General features: G+C 59.7%; 17 protein-coding genes and 1 other RNA gene. 12 read left to right on the forward strand and 6 right to left on the reverse strand.

The window, feature by feature from the left end:
* Positions 1–17: 17 nt before the first annotated feature.
* Positions 18–956 carry a LysR family transcriptional regulator gene (locus Q9290_RS02815; protein ID WP_306078101.1) on the reverse strand — a complete coding sequence of 313 codons (939 nt, stop codon included), beginning with the start codon at positions 954–956 and terminating at the stop codon, positions 18–20.
* Between the two features lie 54 nt (positions 957–1,010).
* A complete protein-coding gene (locus Q9290_RS02820) occupies positions 1,011–1,691 on the reverse strand; it encodes a DUF2982 domain-containing protein (RefSeq protein ID WP_306078102.1) in 681 nt (226 codons plus the stop codon).
* A 68-nt stretch (positions 1,692–1,759) separates the two neighbouring features.
* Between Q9290_RS02820 and nfsA the strand changes: the two genes are divergently transcribed.
* A complete protein-coding gene (gene nfsA, locus Q9290_RS02825; protein WP_306078103.1) occupies positions 1,760–2,485 on the forward strand; it encodes an oxygen-insensitive NADPH nitroreductase in 726 nt (241 codons plus the stop codon).
* On the opposite strand, the gene Q9290_RS02830 is transcribed toward nfsA, so the two are convergent.
* Positions 2,442–2,915 (reverse strand): universal stress protein, encoded by a 474-nt coding sequence (locus tag Q9290_RS02830; RefSeq protein WP_306078104.1) that lies wholly within the window; start codon positions 2,913–2,915, stop codon positions 2,442–2,444. The two genes, nfsA and Q9290_RS02830, sit on opposite strands and share 44 nt — an antisense overlap.
* A gap of 141 nt (positions 2,916–3,056) precedes the next feature.
* Between Q9290_RS02830 and Q9290_RS02835 the strand changes: the two genes are divergently transcribed.
* The 4 genes from Q9290_RS02835 (at position 3,057) to Q9290_RS02850 (ending at position 4,646) form a co-directional block, all read left to right on the forward strand.
* Positions 3,057–3,257 (forward strand): hypothetical protein, encoded by a 201-nt coding sequence (locus tag Q9290_RS02835; protein WP_306078105.1) that lies wholly within the window; start codon positions 3,057–3,059, stop codon positions 3,255–3,257.
* A gap of 71 nt (positions 3,258–3,328) precedes the next feature.
* Positions 3,329–3,463 (forward strand): TIGR02808 family protein, encoded by a 135-nt coding sequence (locus tag Q9290_RS02840; protein ID WP_306078106.1) that lies wholly within the window; start codon positions 3,329–3,331, stop codon positions 3,461–3,463.
* A gap of 407 nt (positions 3,464–3,870) precedes the next feature.
* The gene (gene sixA, locus Q9290_RS02845) at positions 3,871–4,383 is read left to right on the forward strand and encodes a phosphohistidine phosphatase SixA (protein WP_306078107.1); all 513 of its coding nucleotides are present in this window, start codon (positions 3,871–3,873) and stop codon (positions 4,381–4,383) included.
* 50 nt (positions 4,384–4,433) lie between these two features.
* A complete protein-coding gene (locus tag Q9290_RS02850) occupies positions 4,434–4,646 on the forward strand; it encodes a DUF1107 domain-containing protein (RefSeq protein WP_306078108.1) in 213 nt (70 codons plus the stop codon).
* A 56-nt stretch (positions 4,647–4,702) separates the two neighbouring features.
* On the opposite strand, the gene smrB is transcribed toward Q9290_RS02850, so the two are convergent.
* The gene (gene smrB / locus Q9290_RS02855; RefSeq protein WP_306078109.1) at positions 4,703–5,224 is read right to left on the reverse strand and encodes an endonuclease SmrB; all 522 of its coding nucleotides are present in this window, start codon (positions 5,222–5,224) and stop codon (positions 4,703–4,705) included.
* A gap of 50 nt (positions 5,225–5,274) precedes the next feature.
* Here smrB and prmB point away from each other — a divergent pair, with 50 nt between their 5' ends.
* The 5 genes from prmB to Q9290_RS02880 all read left to right on the forward strand — a co-directional run bounded on the left by prmB (position 5,275) and on the right by Q9290_RS02880 (position 9,373).
* The gene (prmB, locus tag Q9290_RS02860; RefSeq protein ID WP_306078110.1) at positions 5,275–6,195 is read left to right on the forward strand and encodes a 50S ribosomal protein L3 N(5)-glutamine methyltransferase; all 921 of its coding nucleotides are present in this window, start codon (positions 5,275–5,277) and stop codon (positions 6,193–6,195) included.
* A 24-nt stretch (positions 6,196–6,219) separates the two neighbouring features.
* On the forward strand, positions 6,220–7,305 hold the full coding sequence (gene aroC / locus Q9290_RS02865; RefSeq protein ID WP_306078111.1) for a chorismate synthase: 1,086 nt from the start codon (positions 6,220–6,222) through the stop codon (positions 7,303–7,305).
* Between the two features lie 116 nt (positions 7,306–7,421).
* Complete coding sequence (locus Q9290_RS02870) at positions 7,422–7,946, forward strand: elongation factor P hydroxylase (RefSeq protein ID WP_306078112.1); 525 nt, start codon at positions 7,422–7,424, stop codon at positions 7,944–7,946.
* A 9-nt stretch (positions 7,947–7,955) separates the two neighbouring features.
* Positions 7,956–9,089 (forward strand): ATP-NAD kinase family protein, encoded by a 1,134-nt coding sequence (locus Q9290_RS02875; RefSeq protein ID WP_306078113.1) that lies wholly within the window; start codon positions 7,956–7,958, stop codon positions 9,087–9,089.
* A complete protein-coding gene (locus Q9290_RS02880) occupies positions 9,086–9,373 on the forward strand; it encodes a YfcL family protein (RefSeq protein WP_306078114.1) in 288 nt (95 codons plus the stop codon). Before Q9290_RS02875 ends, Q9290_RS02880 begins: the two co-directional genes overlap by 4 nt.
* 174 nt (positions 9,374–9,547) lie before the next feature.
* Here the strand turns inward: Q9290_RS02880 and cysN are convergent, their stop codons facing one another.
* Both cysN and cysD read right to left on the reverse strand, forming a co-directional pair.
* Positions 9,548–11,467 carry a sulfate adenylyltransferase subunit CysN gene (cysN, locus tag Q9290_RS02885; RefSeq protein ID WP_306078115.1) on the reverse strand — a complete coding sequence of 640 codons (1,920 nt, stop codon included), beginning with the start codon at positions 11,465–11,467 and terminating at the stop codon, positions 9,548–9,550.
* Positions 11,467–12,366: a sulfate adenylyltransferase subunit CysD gene (gene cysD, locus Q9290_RS02890; RefSeq protein ID WP_298718245.1), complete on the reverse strand. Its 900-nt coding sequence runs from the start codon at positions 12,364–12,366 to the stop codon at positions 11,467–11,469. The genes cysN and cysD overlap by 1 nt, the downstream gene beginning before the upstream one ends.
* 120 nt (positions 12,367–12,486) lie before the next feature.
* Between cysD and Q9290_RS02895 the strand changes: the two genes are divergently transcribed.
* Entirely contained in the window at positions 12,487–14,214 is a 1,728-nt protein-coding gene (locus tag Q9290_RS02895) for an SLC13 family permease (protein WP_306078116.1), read from the forward strand.
* 154 nt (positions 14,215–14,368) lie between these two features.
* Positions 14,369–14,466: signal recognition particle sRNA small type (gene ffs, locus Q9290_RS02900), an RNA gene on the forward strand.
* Positions 14,467–14,570 lie beyond the last annotated feature (104 nt).

The raw sequence follows: 14,570 nt of genomic DNA on the forward strand, positions 1-14,570 counted from the left end.
GCCCATTTTTTTGTCCGCTATTCCTGCTTTCCCTGTTCAAGTTTTCCTTCTCCGACCGTTACCCAGGTCGAGGCCAGCCGGTTGCGCATGTGCTGATCGATAAATTCGATAAAGGCATTCAGCCGCACCGGCGCCAGCTCCCGGTTGTGATACACCATGTGAAAGGGCCGTTTGCCCCCCAGCCAGCCCGGCAGCACCGGCTGCAATAACCCCGCCTCGGTATAATGGGCTACATAGTGGCGGGGCACATTGACGATGCCCAGCCCCCGAATGGCGGCTTTCACTGCCGCCTGCATCTGATTCACCGACAGCCGGGCCACCGGCTTGAGGTGAAAGCGCCGGCCCTGGCCATCGGTCAGCTGCCAGTTGCGATGGGGCCAGCACTGAATAATGTGGTGCTGATCCAGCTCTTCCGGGCTGTGCAACTCGCCTTTTTGCGCCAGATAGCCGGGGGCGGCAAACAGGCCGTATTGCACTTCGCCCAGCTGGCGTGAGCGCAGGCTGGAGTCGGGCAGTTCACCACTGAAAAACACCACATCCAGATCGGTATCCAGCAGGCTGGTGTAGTCGTTGCTCTGCAACAGCTCGATGCGGATTTGCGGGTACTGCAGGCAGAACTCGGTAATGCCATCCATTAGAAAGGTGTTGGAGATGGCGATGGGGGCGGCTACCTTGATAAGGCCGCTCATGATCTGGCTCTGGCCCTGAATATCGCCGGTCACCTGCTCCATTTCCCTCAGCAAGGGGTTTAACCGTTCGTAATAGCGCCGGCCTTCCTCGGTCAGCTGCAGCTTGCGGGTGGTGCGGCTCAGCAACTTGCAGCCCAGAGCCTGCTCCAGGGCGGAAATGCGCCGGCTCAGGGTGGCGGTGGGCATGCCGAGCTGGGCGGCGGCATGGGAAAACCCGCCCTGCTGCACAACCTTGACGAAAAGATAAAGGGCGTCGAGATGTTTCATGGCGGTGGGCCGAAGAGTGAAAAACTGCGCTCCATTGTGCCTACTTCGGCGGGCTCAGGAAAGGGGCGTCACCCCTTGAGTAAGGTAATGCCGCAGCAGCTGCACAAAGTCGGGGGTGTCACGGTCCAGGTTTGACTCGTGCACCAGCAAATCGTAGCCGTACAGCTCGCGCAGGTGGCTCATGCGGTGGCCCAGCATGGCCGCCAGCCCACGGTAGTGGTGGCCGCCGGCGGAGCGGTAGTGGGTGTCTTCAATCAGCCAGTCATGCAGCCGGGCCCGGTCGATGCTGCCAAAGCGTACTCCCATGGCCAGCAGCGGCCGCTGCTCGGTGAGCAGGTGCACAATCAGCCGGGGCGTCATCAGCGGCAAAAACTCGTCGTAATCCCGAATCTTGATACCCACATAGGGCAGGGAGACCAGATCCAGGCCACTGTTTACCCTGGGTTGATCGATGCGCACTATGTTGTTCCAGTGCAGACTCCAGCCGCCGATGCGATGGTGAAAGTGCAGGTTGTCCTCACTCAGCGAAAAGCTGTACACCGGCTCGCGCAGCTTGAGCAGCCCCAGTACCAGGGTCACCAGGCAGGCCAGCATCAAAAACACCAGCACCAGCTGGCCGCGATCTCCCAGCCAGTAGAGCAGGGGCAGCAACAGCAGAATGCCGGCGCCGCCGGCCAGGATAAGAGTGGGGCCGTGGCGGCGTGACATGGGCTCAATATGCCGTGTTTGCTTCACGTGGCTTTTCAATTCCCGTTGGTTTCCTTAAGGTGATGATACACACAGACCGAGCCCAAGAGGTGAAAATGACAACCGCCATCGAGGTGATGCGCCAGCACAGATCCATTCGCAAGTTTACCGATGAGCCCATAGCTGCCGGGCAACTGCAGGCCATTATGGCCGCGGCCCAGTCGGCATCGAGTTCCAGCTTTTTGCAGGCCTCCAGCGTGGTGCGCATAACCGACAGCGAGCTTCGCCGGCAAGTGATGGCCCTGTGTGGTGACCAGGCCTATGTGGCCGGCGCCGCCGAGTTCTGGGTGTTTTGTGCCGACTTTCACCGTCATCTGCACTGGGTGCCCGAGGCCAAAACCGGGTTTGCCGAACAACTGCTGATTGGCGCCATCGACACTGCCCTGATGGGGCAGAATGCCATGACCGCCGCCGAGTCGCTGGGGCTGGGGGGCGTGTTTATCGGTGCGGTGCGCAATCAGCCTCATGAGCTGAGCGCGTTACTGGGCTTGCCGCACGGAGTGATCCCCCTGTTTGGCCTGTGTCTGGGGTACCCGGCCCAGGATCCCGAGCCCAAGCCCCGGCTGCCGGCTTCACTGGTGTTTATGGAAAACCGCTATCAGGCCGAACCCGATGAGGCGAAAATGGCGGAGTACGATGCGCATGTGCGCCATTACTACCAGACCCGCACCGGCGGCAACAAGGACATGACCTGGACCGGCCAGATTGCCGGCACCCTGGCCAGGGAAGCCCGGCCCTTTATGCTGGATTTTCTGCATCAGCAGGGGTTTTGTCTGCGTTAACCGGCTCCAGCTTGACCACCAGCAGATCGCAGTCGCTGATATCGAGAAAACTGACACTGTTGGAAAACAGGTGTCCCCAGAAGCGGTGATTGGGCCGGTGGCCGCAGATCAGTAAATCGGCCCCGGTCTCCTTTACTGCCAGCCGCACCGCTTGGCGTACATCGCCACTGGGTAAAGACACACTCGACACCTGCTGCTGGGCATCTTGCAACAGCCGCATCAGTTCATGGCCGCTTTCCAGCCGGAGTTTCATTTTCAGCTGGCGCAAGTCCATGTTCAGGCTGCCCACGTATACGCCGCTGAGATCCGGCTCCACATGCACCAGATGCAGATCCGCCTGATAACTTTCGGCCAGATCTGCGGCGCGCTTGAGCAGGGGCTTTTCCCTGTGGTTAAGCTCCAGCGCCACCAGAATGTTGCGATAGGGCATTGGCACCTCCTGGCTGACCGACAACACCGGCCTCTTGGCCGCGTGCAGACTTCTTTCAGAGAATATAACACGGGCGGCACCGGCATACCCTGACACAGGGCAGGGGAATTGTGTTAATATTCGCCACCCAGGAGGTTCATCATGTACGTTGCCGTTATTCTGCTGGCCCCGTTGAGCGGGCTGTTGTTTTATATTGCTGCTCTGCAAAGTGCGCTGCCCCCGCGTCGCTGGGCCATGCTTGGCTGCCTGCTGGGCCCTGCCGTGTTGCCCATGTTCATGGCGCGCCGGCGTTGGTCACTGGTGTGCGCCCGGGGGTTACGCTACGCCCTGCTCAGGGCCTGATTGATCCTGCTCAAGCCTTCTTGCCCCCTTGTTGCTACACTCTCGGGCATGGTGCTGTTTGGAGCTAAATTATGAGTGCATTGGAAAAACTGGTGTGGAACGTGCTGGGCTATGCTGCCATGCCGCTGATCTTTCTGTTTGGTTTTATCGGCGTGTCGGTGGCGGCCTGCCTGATACTGATGTGGCTCGACAAGCGCAAGGGATGATCCTTTGTTGACCGAGATCAAGGGCCGCCCGCCGCAATCGAGTAATCTTGTTCACTGTTGACGCCACGTCAGCAGACTGAGGATCACCGGGGTGATCTCAGATTCTGGTTTCTGTTCACTCGTTAGTATGTGATTTCAACTGGCCTTTATCGGCCAGTTTTTTTTTGAGCGTCATCATAGTGTCATTGGACACGAGCAGTATTGGTTTCGCTCGCGATTTAACCAAACGCACTGGTGAGTGAATGAATGTTGTCACCGCAATGTTCTATATATGTTATAAGAGTGCTAACCAAATTGAGGGTTCAACTGCTGCATAAAGAGTGAGCTGGATCCTTGAGCGACATGGTTCGCAGGGGTATGATGCCCGCCATTTTTTAAAGGCGGGTTCGCCTGAGGGTGAGGTGGAGATGAACATCTTTATCATGCGTCATGGTCAGGCAGCGCCGCAGGCGTCCAACGATGCTTCAAGGCCGTTAACCGAGCAGGGAAGCGAAGAAGTGTGCCTGATGGCGCAATGGTTGGCGCCGCAGGTGCCGGCGTTCGACCGGGTGCTGGTCAGTCCGTATGTTCGCAGCCAGCAAACCTGGCAACATCTGTCCCGGTTTATTTCGGGCAAGCAGGTGGAATATTGCGACGAACTGACGCCCGGCGCCGACGCCGACATCACCGCCAGTTTGCTGCTTGCCTACGGCGAGCTGGAGCAGGACAACAACCTGCTGGTGGTCAGTCACATGCCCCTGGTTGGTTTTCTGGTCGAAAGTCTGTGCCCGGGTACCATGGCGCCGATTTTCGTCACCTCCGGGATAGCCAAAATCACCCTGGAAAAGGGGCACGGCGGTCTGTTCAACTGGCTCGAAGGCCCGCACAGCGTCCATCCCCATCACCCGCGGCCCTGGCCACTGTGTGGCTCCATGGGCTAAACATAAAGTAAATAATAATGATGAGCACAGATAAAAAAGCAGAGGTGGAAATGCGAATCTTTAACAAATATCAGCCTTTGTTGATCGCAAAATATGTAAAAACCTTCTTTAAGGGAAGGCTCTACATTCATGGCCGGGGCGCCTACAGCTATGCCAAGGGCGTGCTGATCATGCCCGAGCAGGCGGACGACCGCCATCGCAAAACGGTGAGTGAAATCAACCGGCTGATCAATCAGCTGAGTTCCCCGCAACCCGCCGCCTGAGTGCGAACAGGGTTACCTCATGACAAGGCCGGGCTCATGCCCGGCCTTATTGCGTTTCAGCGTTCGGTTTTCAGCAATACCAACAGCGAGGCATCGCCGCCCCATTCCTTGGTGGCCTGATGAAAGGCCAGCACCTGGGGATGCTGGACCAGCCACATGGGCAGGCGCTGCTTGAGAATATGCTTGCCGTGACCATGCATGATGGAGACGCAGTTCACGTTCTGGCGGCGGGCCGCCAGCAGCAGGGCAGAGAGCTCCTGCTTGGCTTCTTCCTGAGTCAGGCCGTGCAGGTCGAGAAACAGCTCGGGCACATAATCCCCCCGGCGCAGCCGCTTGAGCTCAAAGGCCGAGGTGTCGTCGGCGCGAAAACGGGTCGGGCCTTCCTGATCCAGCCAGGGTTCATACAAGTCGGAAAACGGATGGGCTTCGGCCCTGTCCTTGCGCTCTGCCGCCCGGGTGGCTTTCACCTTGACCGGCGCCCGGTGCGGACTTATGGTATCCTGCTTCAATTTGCGGACACCGTTCATCGCTTCCATAAACAGCGCTTTGTCGTCTTCGGGAGAGGATGAGGCGGTCATGTTCGCTTTTGTCACTTGAAAAACAGCCATTTTAGCGAGGCGGAGGGGTTTTGGACACGCTTTTTAACGACGAGGCGCTCAACGAGCTGCACACCATGGGTGACTGGCTGCGTTTTGCCGCCAGCCGCTTTCAGCAGGCCAGCCTGTTTTACGGCCACGGCACCGACAACGCCTGGGACGATGCGGTGCAACTGGTGCTGCCGCTGTTGCATCTGCCCCTCGATTGTCCGCCCCAGGCCCAGTCGGCCCGGCTGGTACCCGCCGAGCGCCGGGTATTGCTCGAGGCCATTCGCCGCCGGGTGGAAGAGCGTCTGCCCACGCCCTACATTACCCACACCGCCTGGTTTGCCGGTTACGAGTTTTACGTGGACGAGCGCGTGCTGATCCCGCGCTCGCCCATTGCGGAGCTCATTGATACCCACTTTGCACCCTGGCTGGCCCATGAGCCTGTCCGCATCATGGACATGTGCACCGGCTCCGGCTGCATTGCCATTGCCCTGGCCCACGCCTTTCCCGAGGCGGAAGTGGACGCCCTCGACATCTCCCGGGATGCCCTCGACGTGGCCGAAATCAACATTCAGAACCACGGTCTGGAGCAGCAGGTGATTCCCATCGAATCGGATCTGTTCAGCGCACTGCCGTCCGGGGATAAATACGATCTGATCGTGGCCAACCCGCCCTATGTGGACGAAGAGGACATGAGCGATTTGCCTGACGAGTTTCGTCACGAGCCCGAGCTGGCGCTGGCCTCCGGCTTTGACGGCCTCGACTTTACCCGCCGTCTACTGGCTCAGGCCTGCGATTTTCTCACCGACGACGGCGTACTGGTGGTTGAAGTGGGCAACAGCCAAATTCACATGGAACTGGCCTTTCCCGAACTGCCCCTGTCCTGGGTGGAGTTCGAGCACGGCGGCCATGGCGTATTCGTGATCAGCCGGCGGGATCTGCTGCCGCACCGCGACCAGTTTTAATCATTAAGTTGTAAGGAAAAATTCATGGCAGGGAACAGTATAGGAACCCTCTTTCGTGTCTCCACCTTTGGTGAAAGCCACGGCCTGGCGCTGGGCGCCGTGGTCGACGGCGTGCCCCCCGGTGTGGAGCTGACCGAGGCGGATCTGCAGCAGGATCTGGACCGGCGCAAGCCCGGTACTTCTCGCTTTACCACCCAGCGGCGGGAAGCGGACGAAGTCAAAATTCTGAGCGGCGTGTTTGAAGGCAAGACCACCGGCACCTCCATCGGGCTGCTGATTGAAAACACCGATCAGCGCTCCAAGGACTATTCCGCCATCAAGGACGTGTTCCGCCCCGGCCATGCCGACTACACCTATCACCAGAAATACGGCATTCGCGACTACCGCGGCGGCGGCCGTTCTTCGGCCCGGGAAACCGCCATGCGGGTGGCCGCCGGCGCCATTGCCAAAAAGGTGCTGGCCCAGTTCGGCGTGTCCATTTACGCCCACCTGACTCAGCTCGGTCCCATCAAGGCCGAGGCCTTTGATCACAGCATCATCGAAACCAACCCCTTCTTCTTTGCCGATGCCGGTAAGCTGGAGGCGCTGGACGAATACATGCGTGAGCTGAAAAAAGAGGGCAACTCCATCGGCGCCAAAATTCAGGTGGTGGCCACCGGGGTACCCGTGGGGCTGGGCGAGCCGGTGTTTGACCGTCTCGATGCCGACATCGCTCATGCCCTGATGGGCATCAATGCAGTCAAGGGCGTGGAGATTGGTGACGGCTTTGACGTGGTCGAGCAAAAGGGCTCCGAGCACCGCGACGAGCTGACCCCTGAAGGTTTTTCCAGCAACCACGCCGGCGGCATTCTGGGCGGCATTTCCAGCGGCCAGGACATAGTGGCCAGCATTGCGCTCAAGCCCACCTCCAGCATCATGGTGCCGGGCAAGACCATCGACAAGGACGGCAATTCCACCGAAATGGTCACCCGGGGTCGCCACGATCCGTGCGTGGGCATTCGCGCCGTGCCCATTGCCGAAGCCATGATGGCCATAGTGCTGCTCGATCACCTGCTGCTCAACCGTGCCCAGAATGCCGGCGTGCACACCGGCACGCCGCAACTGCGCTGAGTCTGCCCGGGCCTTGCCGGGGCAGGGCCCATTTTGAGCGTGAAGCGTGAAACAGCCCTCTTGTTTGCCCGCAGCCAGCGGGTAGAATAGCGGCCCAACGGAGGGCCGCTTTTATTATGTCGTTTTGCTACCGGGACTTGATCTCCCTGTTTGATCACACCTTCTTTGCTTCCCACAATACCCGCCTTGAGCTGGGGGATGACGAGCCCATTTACCTGCCGGCCGATGACACCGTGCCCCATCACCGCATTGTGTTTGCCCATGGCTTTTTTGCCAGCGCCCTGCACGAGGTGGCCCACTGGCTGCTGGCCGGCGACGCTCGCCGTCAGCAGGTGGATTACGGCTACTGGTATCATCCCGACGGCCGCGATGCCGAGGCCCAGGCGGCCTTTGAAGCGGTGGAGATCAAACCTCAGGCCATTGAATGGGCGCTGTCGCTCAGTTGCGGTTTTGCCTTTAACGTGAGCTGCGATAACCTCGCCGGCACGGTAGAGCCGGACCGGCACGCCTTTCGGGCCTGCGTGCGTGAGCAGGCGCTGGCGTATCTCGACACCGGCTTTCCGCCCCGGGCACAGCGCTTTATGGCCGAGCTGCAAGCCCACTATCAGCGCTCACCCCTGACCGCCGCCGACTTTGTGTAAGGAGCCGTGATGTTCAGAATCGGACTGATTATTAACCCCCTGGCTGGCCTTGGGGGCAGTGTGGCCCTCAAGGGCAGTGACGGCATGGCCGCCGAGGCCCTGGCCCGGGGCGCCGAGCCCCGCGCCCTGCAACGCAGCGGCCTGGCCCTGGCCGAGCTGAGTGAACTGAAAGACCGTTTTTGCATCTACACCGTGGCCGGCGACATGGGAGAAACCCTGTGCCGCGAGCTGGCGCTGCCCTTTGAGGTCTGCCACCAGCCCGGCAGTCCCACCACCGCCGCCGATACTCAAGGCGCCGTGGCCAGCCTGGTGGCGCGGGAGGTGGATCTGCTGCTGTTTGCCGGCGGCGATGGTACCGCCCGGGATATTTGTGCCGTGGCCCCCGAGCACCTCTGTGTGCTGGGCATTCCGGCCGGGGTGAAAATTCATTCCGGCGTGTATGGCGTCACGCCCGCCGGCACCGGCCGGCTGCTGGCCAAACTGGTGCGCGGCGAGCCGGTCAGCCTGATGGAAGCGGACGTGTTGGACATTGACGAAACCGCCTTTCGCGAGGGCCGGGTGCGTGCCCGCCGTTATGGCGAAATGCTCATTCCCGGCGAACTCAGCTATGTGCAGGCCGTGAAGGTGGCCGGCAAGGAGTCGGTGGAGCTGGTGCTCACCGATATCGCCGACGAGGTGATCGAGCGCATGGAGGAAGAAGACGACTGCTACTTCATCATGGGCTCTGGCAGTACGGTGGCGGCGGTGATGGAGCGTCTCGGCCTTGAAAACACCCTGCTGGGGGTGGATCTGGTTTACCAAAAACAATTAATTGCCTCGGATCTGGATGCCCAGGGCCTGTATGAACACATCAGGGACAGAAACTGCAAGCTGGTGATCACCCTGATCGGGGGCCAGGGCCATGTGTTTGGTCGTGGCAATCAGCAGCTCAGCCCGGCGGTGATCCGCGCCGTGGGGCGTGACAATATCTGGCTGCTGGCGACCAAGTCCAAGCTCAGCTCGCTGAACGGGCGCCCGCTGCGAGTCGATACCAATGATCCCGAACTGGACCGCGAACTGGGCGGCCTGATGCGGGTGATCACTGGCTACCATGATGAAGTGCTGGTACGGGTGGCAAACCCGGAATACGAGGCAAATAAATGAATATTTTTGAATTTGAACAACGCCTGCTGAACGAGATTGACGGCAAGGTCGCCGAGGCCACCAACGATCAATTGTTCGCCGGCGGTTACCTGCGCGGCCACATTACTCTGGCGGTAGCTCAGAGCGAGATCGCCGGGCGCAACCATGTGCGCGACGTCAAGGCACGGGTAAAAACCAGCCTCAACCAGGCTATTCTGAGCGGCGAGCTCAATGACGACGATCAAAAGCTGGTGCTGGGGTACTGGAACCAGTTGCTGGAAAAGGCCGAAGCCGACGCCATTTAAAACGTGCGTCGCCCCCCGCGAAAGCGGGGGTTCATTCTTCAGGCGGCAGTGTAGTCTGCCCTGGACTCCCGCCTTCGCGGGAGTGACGGAGAAACAGGCAAGTTTACTGCTTCAGGCAAATAAAAAGGCCGCCCCTTGTGGGGCGGCCTTTTGCGTTTAACAGCAGGGCAGGGGTCAGATAGACCAGTCGCCGCCGATAATGCCTTTTTCCTTCAGCAGTTCGATCACCGCATCGGCTGCTTCGTCGGCACTCAGCCTGGTGGTGTCGAGGCGGATTTCCGGGTTCTCCGGTTGCTCGTAGGCGGAGTCGATACCGGTGAAGTTCTTCAGCTCGCCGCGGCGGGCCTTTTTGTACAGGCCTTTCACGTCGCGCTCTTCGGCCACGTTGAGCGGAGTGTCCACGTGCACTTCAATGAACTCACCGTCTTCCAGCAGTTCCCGGGCCAGGCGGCGCTCGGCACGGAACGGCGAGATAAAGGCGGTGAGCACCAGCAGGCCGGCGTCGACCATCAGTTTCGACACTTCCGCCACCCGGCGAATGTTTTCCACCCGATCGGCGTCGGTAAAGCCCAGATCCTTGTTCAGGCCATGGCGCACGTTGTCACCGTCCAGCAGGTAGGTGTGGTTACCCTGTGCGTGCAGCTTTTTCTCCACCAGGTTGGCGATGGTGGACTTGCCGGCACCGGACAGACCGGTGAACCACAGCACCGCCGGCTTCTGGTTTTTGCTGAGCGCCCGTGCTTCCTTGTTCACATCCACATGCTGCATGTGAATGTTCTGGCTGCGGCGCAGGGAGAAGTGCAGCATGCCGGCAGCCACCGTGTTGTTGCTCAGGCGGTCAATCAGAATAAAGCCGCCGGTGTCCTTGTTGCTCTGGTAGTCATCAAAGGCGATGGCCCGGTCCAGGCTGATGTTACACACGGCGATGCCGTTCAGATCCAGCTTCTTGGCGGCCACGTGCTCCAGGGTGTTGACGTTCACCTGATATTTGATGTCGGTGATGGTGGCAGTCACCGTCTTGGTACCGATCTTCAGCAGGTAGGGACGACCGGGCAGCAGGGCGTCTTCGTGCATCCACACCAGGGTGGTCTCGAACTGATCGGCGGTGGCGATCGGCGCCTCGGCGGTGGAGATGACGTCACCGCGGGAGATGTCGATCTCGTCGGTCAGGGTCAGGGTCACCGACTGGCCGGCCACGCCCTGGTCCAGATCGCCGCCGTAAACCACAATGCGGTCAACGGTGCTTTCCTTGCCGGAAGGCAGCACGCGAATGCGATCGCCGGGCTTGACCACGCCGCTGGCGATGGTGCCGGAGAAGCCGCGGAAGTCCAGGTTGGGGCGGTTGACCCACTGCACCGGCAAGCGGAAGGGGGCCCGCTGCATACGGGTGTCGTCCACTTCCACGGTTTCCAGGTAACCCATCAGGGTGGTGCCGTGGTACCAGGTCATGTTCTGGCTGGGCTCAACAATGTTGTCGCCCTTGAACGCCGACAGCGGAATGTAGGTAATGCTTTCCAGGTTGAGCTGCTCGGCAAACTGAGCGTAGTCTTCCTTGATGCGGTTAAAGGTCTCTTCCGAGTAATCCACCAGATCCATCTTGTTGATGGCCACCACCACATGGCGAATGCCCAGCAGCGACATCAGGTAGCTGTGACGACGGGTCTGGGTGAGAATGCCCTTGCGCGCGTCCACCATCAGAATGGCGGCATCGGCGGTAGAGGCGCCGGTCACCATGTTGCGGGTGTACTGCTCGTGTCCGGGGGTGTCGGCCACGATGAACTTGCGCTTGTCGGTGGAGAAGAAGCGGTAGGCCACGTCGATGGTGATGCCCTGCTCACGTTCGGCGGCCAGGCCGTCGACCAGCAGTGCGAAGTCGATGTCTTCGCCCTGAGTGCCGTATTTTTTGGAGTCGGCTTCCATGGCGGCGAGCTGATCTTCAAACAGCATCTTGGATTCAAACAGCAGGCGGCCGATCAGGGTGCTCTTGCCGTCGTCCACGCTGCCGCAGGTGATGAAGCGCAGCAGGCTCTTGTGCTCATGTTGTTGCAGGTATTGCTCGATATCGGAGGCGATGAGATCGGATTGGTGCGCCATCAGAAGTAGCCCTCTTGTTTTTTCTTTTCCATGGATGCGGCGGAGTCGTGGTCGATCATGCGGCCCTGACGCTCCGAGGTCTTGGTCAGCAGCATCTCCTGAATAATGGCGGGCAGGGTATCGGCCTCGGACTCGACGGCGCCGGTGAGCGGGTAGCAGCCGAGGGTACGGAAGCGCACGTGCTTCATCATCGGCACTTCGCCGTCTTTCAGCGGCATGCGCTCGTCATCCACCATGATCAGGGTGCCGTCACGCTCGACCACCGGACGCTGGGCGGCGTAGTACAGGGGCACGATGGGAATGTTTTCCAGATGAATGTACTGCCAGATGTCGAGCTCGGTCCAGTTGGACAGGGGGAACACACGAATGGACTCGCCCTTGTGCTTGCGGGCGTTGTACTGCTTCCACAGCTCGGGACGCTGGTTTTTCGGATCCCAGCGGTGCTGCTCGGTACGGAAGGAGAAAATACGCTCCTTGGCGCGGGACTTTTCTTCGTCGCGGCGGGCACCGCCAAAGGCGGCGTCAAAGCCGTACTTGTCGAGGGCCTGCTTCAGGCCTTCGGTCTTGGTGATGTCGGTATGAATGGCAGAGCCGTGGGTGAAGGGGTTGATGTCCTTCTCAATGGCTTCCGGGTTGACGTGCACCAGCAGCTCCATGCCCAGCTTCTTGGCCATGTGGTCGCGGAACTCGTACATTTCACGGAATTTCCAGCGGGTGTCGACGTGCAGCAGCGGAAAGGGCGGCACCGAGGGATAGAAGGCTTTCATGGCCAGGTGCAGCATGACCGCGCTGTCCTTGCCGATGGAGTAGAGCATGACCGGGTTGTCGGCCTCGGCCACCACTTCCCGCATGATGTGAATACTTTCGGCTTCCAGCCGTTGCAGGTGCGTCAGATTCATAGTGATACTGTTCTCGCCTTTGGATTATGCTAATAACAAAATGTTATAGATATTCTATGTATTCAGTCTATTTGATATATGCGTACAATGATAGCCCTGCTAAAGAGCGAGTGGTTATATATGTCAGCATATTTGGTATTAGCATCGATTGGCGCCCTGCTTGCGTTGCTGGTTCACGGCCAAATAAAGCCGGCCGTGCTGTTCAGCGCCTGGGCGATAGGCTATGTGATCTTCGGCGTGGTGGACGAACAGGCCATGTTGTCCAGTTACTCCAACCCCGCCCTGATCACCCTGCTGGTGCTGATGCTGGTGTCATTGGCGCTGGAGCGTTCGCCGCTGCTGGAGCGCCTGTCCGATACCCTGCTGCGGGGCAGGGAGTGGCGTGCCAGTCTTCGTCTGATGGGGCTGACCGCCGGGCTCTCGGCGTTTTTGAATAACACCGCCGTGGTGGGCTCCCTGCTTGGGGTGATCTCCCGTCAGCGTCATATTCCCGCTTCGCGGCTGCTGATCCCGTTGTCGTTTGCCTCCATTCTGGGCGGCATTACCACTCTGGTTGGCACCTCCACCAATCTGGTGGTGAACTCCTTTGTGGTCAACGCCGGCCTGCCGGCGCTGGGCATGTTCCAGTTTACCCTGGTGGGGCTGCCGGTGGCGCTGTTGTGCCTGCTGGGGCTGCTGATCAGCCGCCGCTGGCTGCCCACTCACCGCATGCAGGGTCAGGAAGGCGCCCAGCCCTATTTTCTGGAAGCCAGGCTGGAAGACGGCTCGCCACTCATTGGCCACAGCATTGAAGAAAACGGACTGCGGCGGCTAAATGGCCTGTTCCTGCTGGAAATTGCCCGTAACGACCGGCTTATCAGCCCAGTATCCCCCGACGAAGTGCTGGAAGCGGACGACGTGCTGGTGTTTACCGGCGAAGTGGAAAAGGTGCAGGCACTGCAGCAATTTGCCGGGCTGCAACTGTTTGGCAATGGCGTAGATCGGCTGCTGTCTTCCAACCTGGTAGAGGTGGTGATCTCCAACGAATCGGAGCTGGCCAACCGCACCCTGCAGGAAGTGGACTTTCGCACCATGTTCAACGCCGGCGTGGTCGGTATTCGCCGGGGCCGGCGCCGGCTTTACGGCACTCTGGGCAAGATTCCGCTCAGGGTAGGGGACAGCCTGCTGCTGGCGGTGGGGCCGGATTTCAAGCAACACCGCAACCTGGACCGTAACTTTCATCTGCTCAGCAACAGCCTGCAACGGCCCAAACTCAGCGTGGGCCAGAGCCTGTTCGCCTTCAGCGGCTTTGGCCTGGTGATTGGCCTGGCCGCCCTTGGCCTGGTACCGCTGCTGAACGGTCTCTTGCTGCTGTTGGCGGCGCTGTTGATGACCCGCATTCTTACCCTGTCCGAGCTGCGCCGGCGTTTTCCCTTTGAACTGCTGATGGTCATTGGCTCCGCACTCACCGTGGCCCGGGCACTGGAAAACTCGGGGGCCGCCGAGCTGGTGGCCGACGCCATGCGCGGCTTTTTCAATGGCTACGGCGTGTATGGCGCCTTTGTGGGGGTCTATCTCATTACCCTGCTGCTCACTGAAACCGTGACCAATAACGCCGCCGCCGCCCTGGTGTTTCCCATCGGGCTGTCTACCGCTTATGGTTTTGGGGTGGATCCCATGCCCTTTATCATGGCGGTGGCCTTTGGCGCCAGCGCCTGTTTTTTGGTGCCTTTTGGCTACCAGACTCATCTGATGGTGTATTCCCCGGGTCGCTACCGGGTGATGGACTACATTCGCACCGGCCTGCCCATCAGCCTGCTTTACAGCGCCGGGGTACTCATTATGGTGCCGGTGTTTTTCCCGTTCTGAGCGGGTGGTGTAGCAGGCCCTGAAAGTGAAGCCGTAAAAAAGAGATATAACTCGTTTTTGTAGTAAAAAAACGAACAATAAACCCGCAGTCGGTTCACAAACGGTTGCATTGAAAGCCCGGTTTGTTAGACTGGCGTCGCTTCGATGGTGGCCCCGTTGGTCCTCCCGCATCGAAACCTTGTCTACCTGGTCAGGCCCGGAAGGGAGCAGCCACGGCGAGGAACTTCGAGTGCCGGGATGTGGCTGGCGGGCGCCACCTCCAATTCCTGAAAACCCTTCTGCTTTTCTTTCTCTTTTCGTTTCTTATTCAAGAAACCGGCATTCGCACGTTTGCCAAAAGTACCCTGTATAATCAG

Source organism: Oceanimonas aquatica (genome assembly GCF_030732065.1).
GTDB lineage: Bacteria > Pseudomonadota > Gammaproteobacteria > Enterobacterales > Aeromonadaceae > Oceanimonas.

Bases quoted from the DNA above. Each gene is read 5' to 3' on its own strand.
- nfsA (WP_306078103.1), top strand. From the start codon at position 1,760: ATGACAACCGCCATCGAGGTGATGCGCCAGCACAGATCCATTCGCAAG.
- Q9290_RS02895 (WP_306078116.1), top strand. From the start codon at position 12,487: ATGTCAGCATATTTGGTATTAGCATCGATTGGCGCCCTGCTTGCGTTG.
- smrB (WP_306078109.1), bottom strand. From the start codon at position 5,224: ATGACCGCCTCATCCTCTCCCGAAGACGACAAAGCGCTGTTTATGGAA.
- aroC (WP_306078111.1), top strand. From the start codon at position 6,220: ATGGCAGGGAACAGTATAGGAACCCTCTTTCGTGTCTCCACCTTTGGT.
- Q9290_RS02880 (WP_306078114.1), top strand. From the start codon at position 9,086: ATGAATATTTTTGAATTTGAACAACGCCTGCTGAACGAGATTGACGGC.
- Q9290_RS02840 (WP_306078106.1), top strand. From the start codon at position 3,329: ATGAGTGCATTGGAAAAACTGGTGTGGAACGTGCTGGGCTATGCTGCC.
- cysN (WP_306078115.1), bottom strand. From the start codon at position 11,467: ATGGCGCACCAATCCGATCTCATCGCCTCCGATATCGAGCAATACCTG.
- sixA (WP_306078107.1), top strand. From the start codon at position 3,871: ATGAACATCTTTATCATGCGTCATGGTCAGGCAGCGCCGCAGGCGTCC.
- cysD (WP_298718245.1), bottom strand. From the start codon at position 12,366: ATGAATCTGACGCACCTGCAACGGCTGGAAGCCGAAAGTATTCACATC.
- Q9290_RS02875 (WP_306078113.1), top strand. From the start codon at position 7,956: ATGTTCAGAATCGGACTGATTATTAACCCCCTGGCTGGCCTTGGGGGC.
- Q9290_RS02850 (WP_306078108.1), top strand. From the start codon at position 4,434: ATGCGAATCTTTAACAAATATCAGCCTTTGTTGATCGCAAAATATGTA.
- Q9290_RS02870 (WP_306078112.1), top strand. From the start codon at position 7,422: ATGTCGTTTTGCTACCGGGACTTGATCTCCCTGTTTGATCACACCTTC.
- Q9290_RS02835 (WP_306078105.1), top strand. From the start codon at position 3,057: ATGTACGTTGCCGTTATTCTGCTGGCCCCGTTGAGCGGGCTGTTGTTT.
- Q9290_RS02815 (WP_306078101.1), bottom strand. From the start codon at position 956: ATGAAACATCTCGACGCCCTTTATCTTTTCGTCAAGGTTGTGCAGCAG.
- Q9290_RS02830 (WP_306078104.1), bottom strand. From the start codon at position 2,915: ATGCCCTATCGCAACATTCTGGTGGCGCTGGAGCTTAACCACAGGGAA.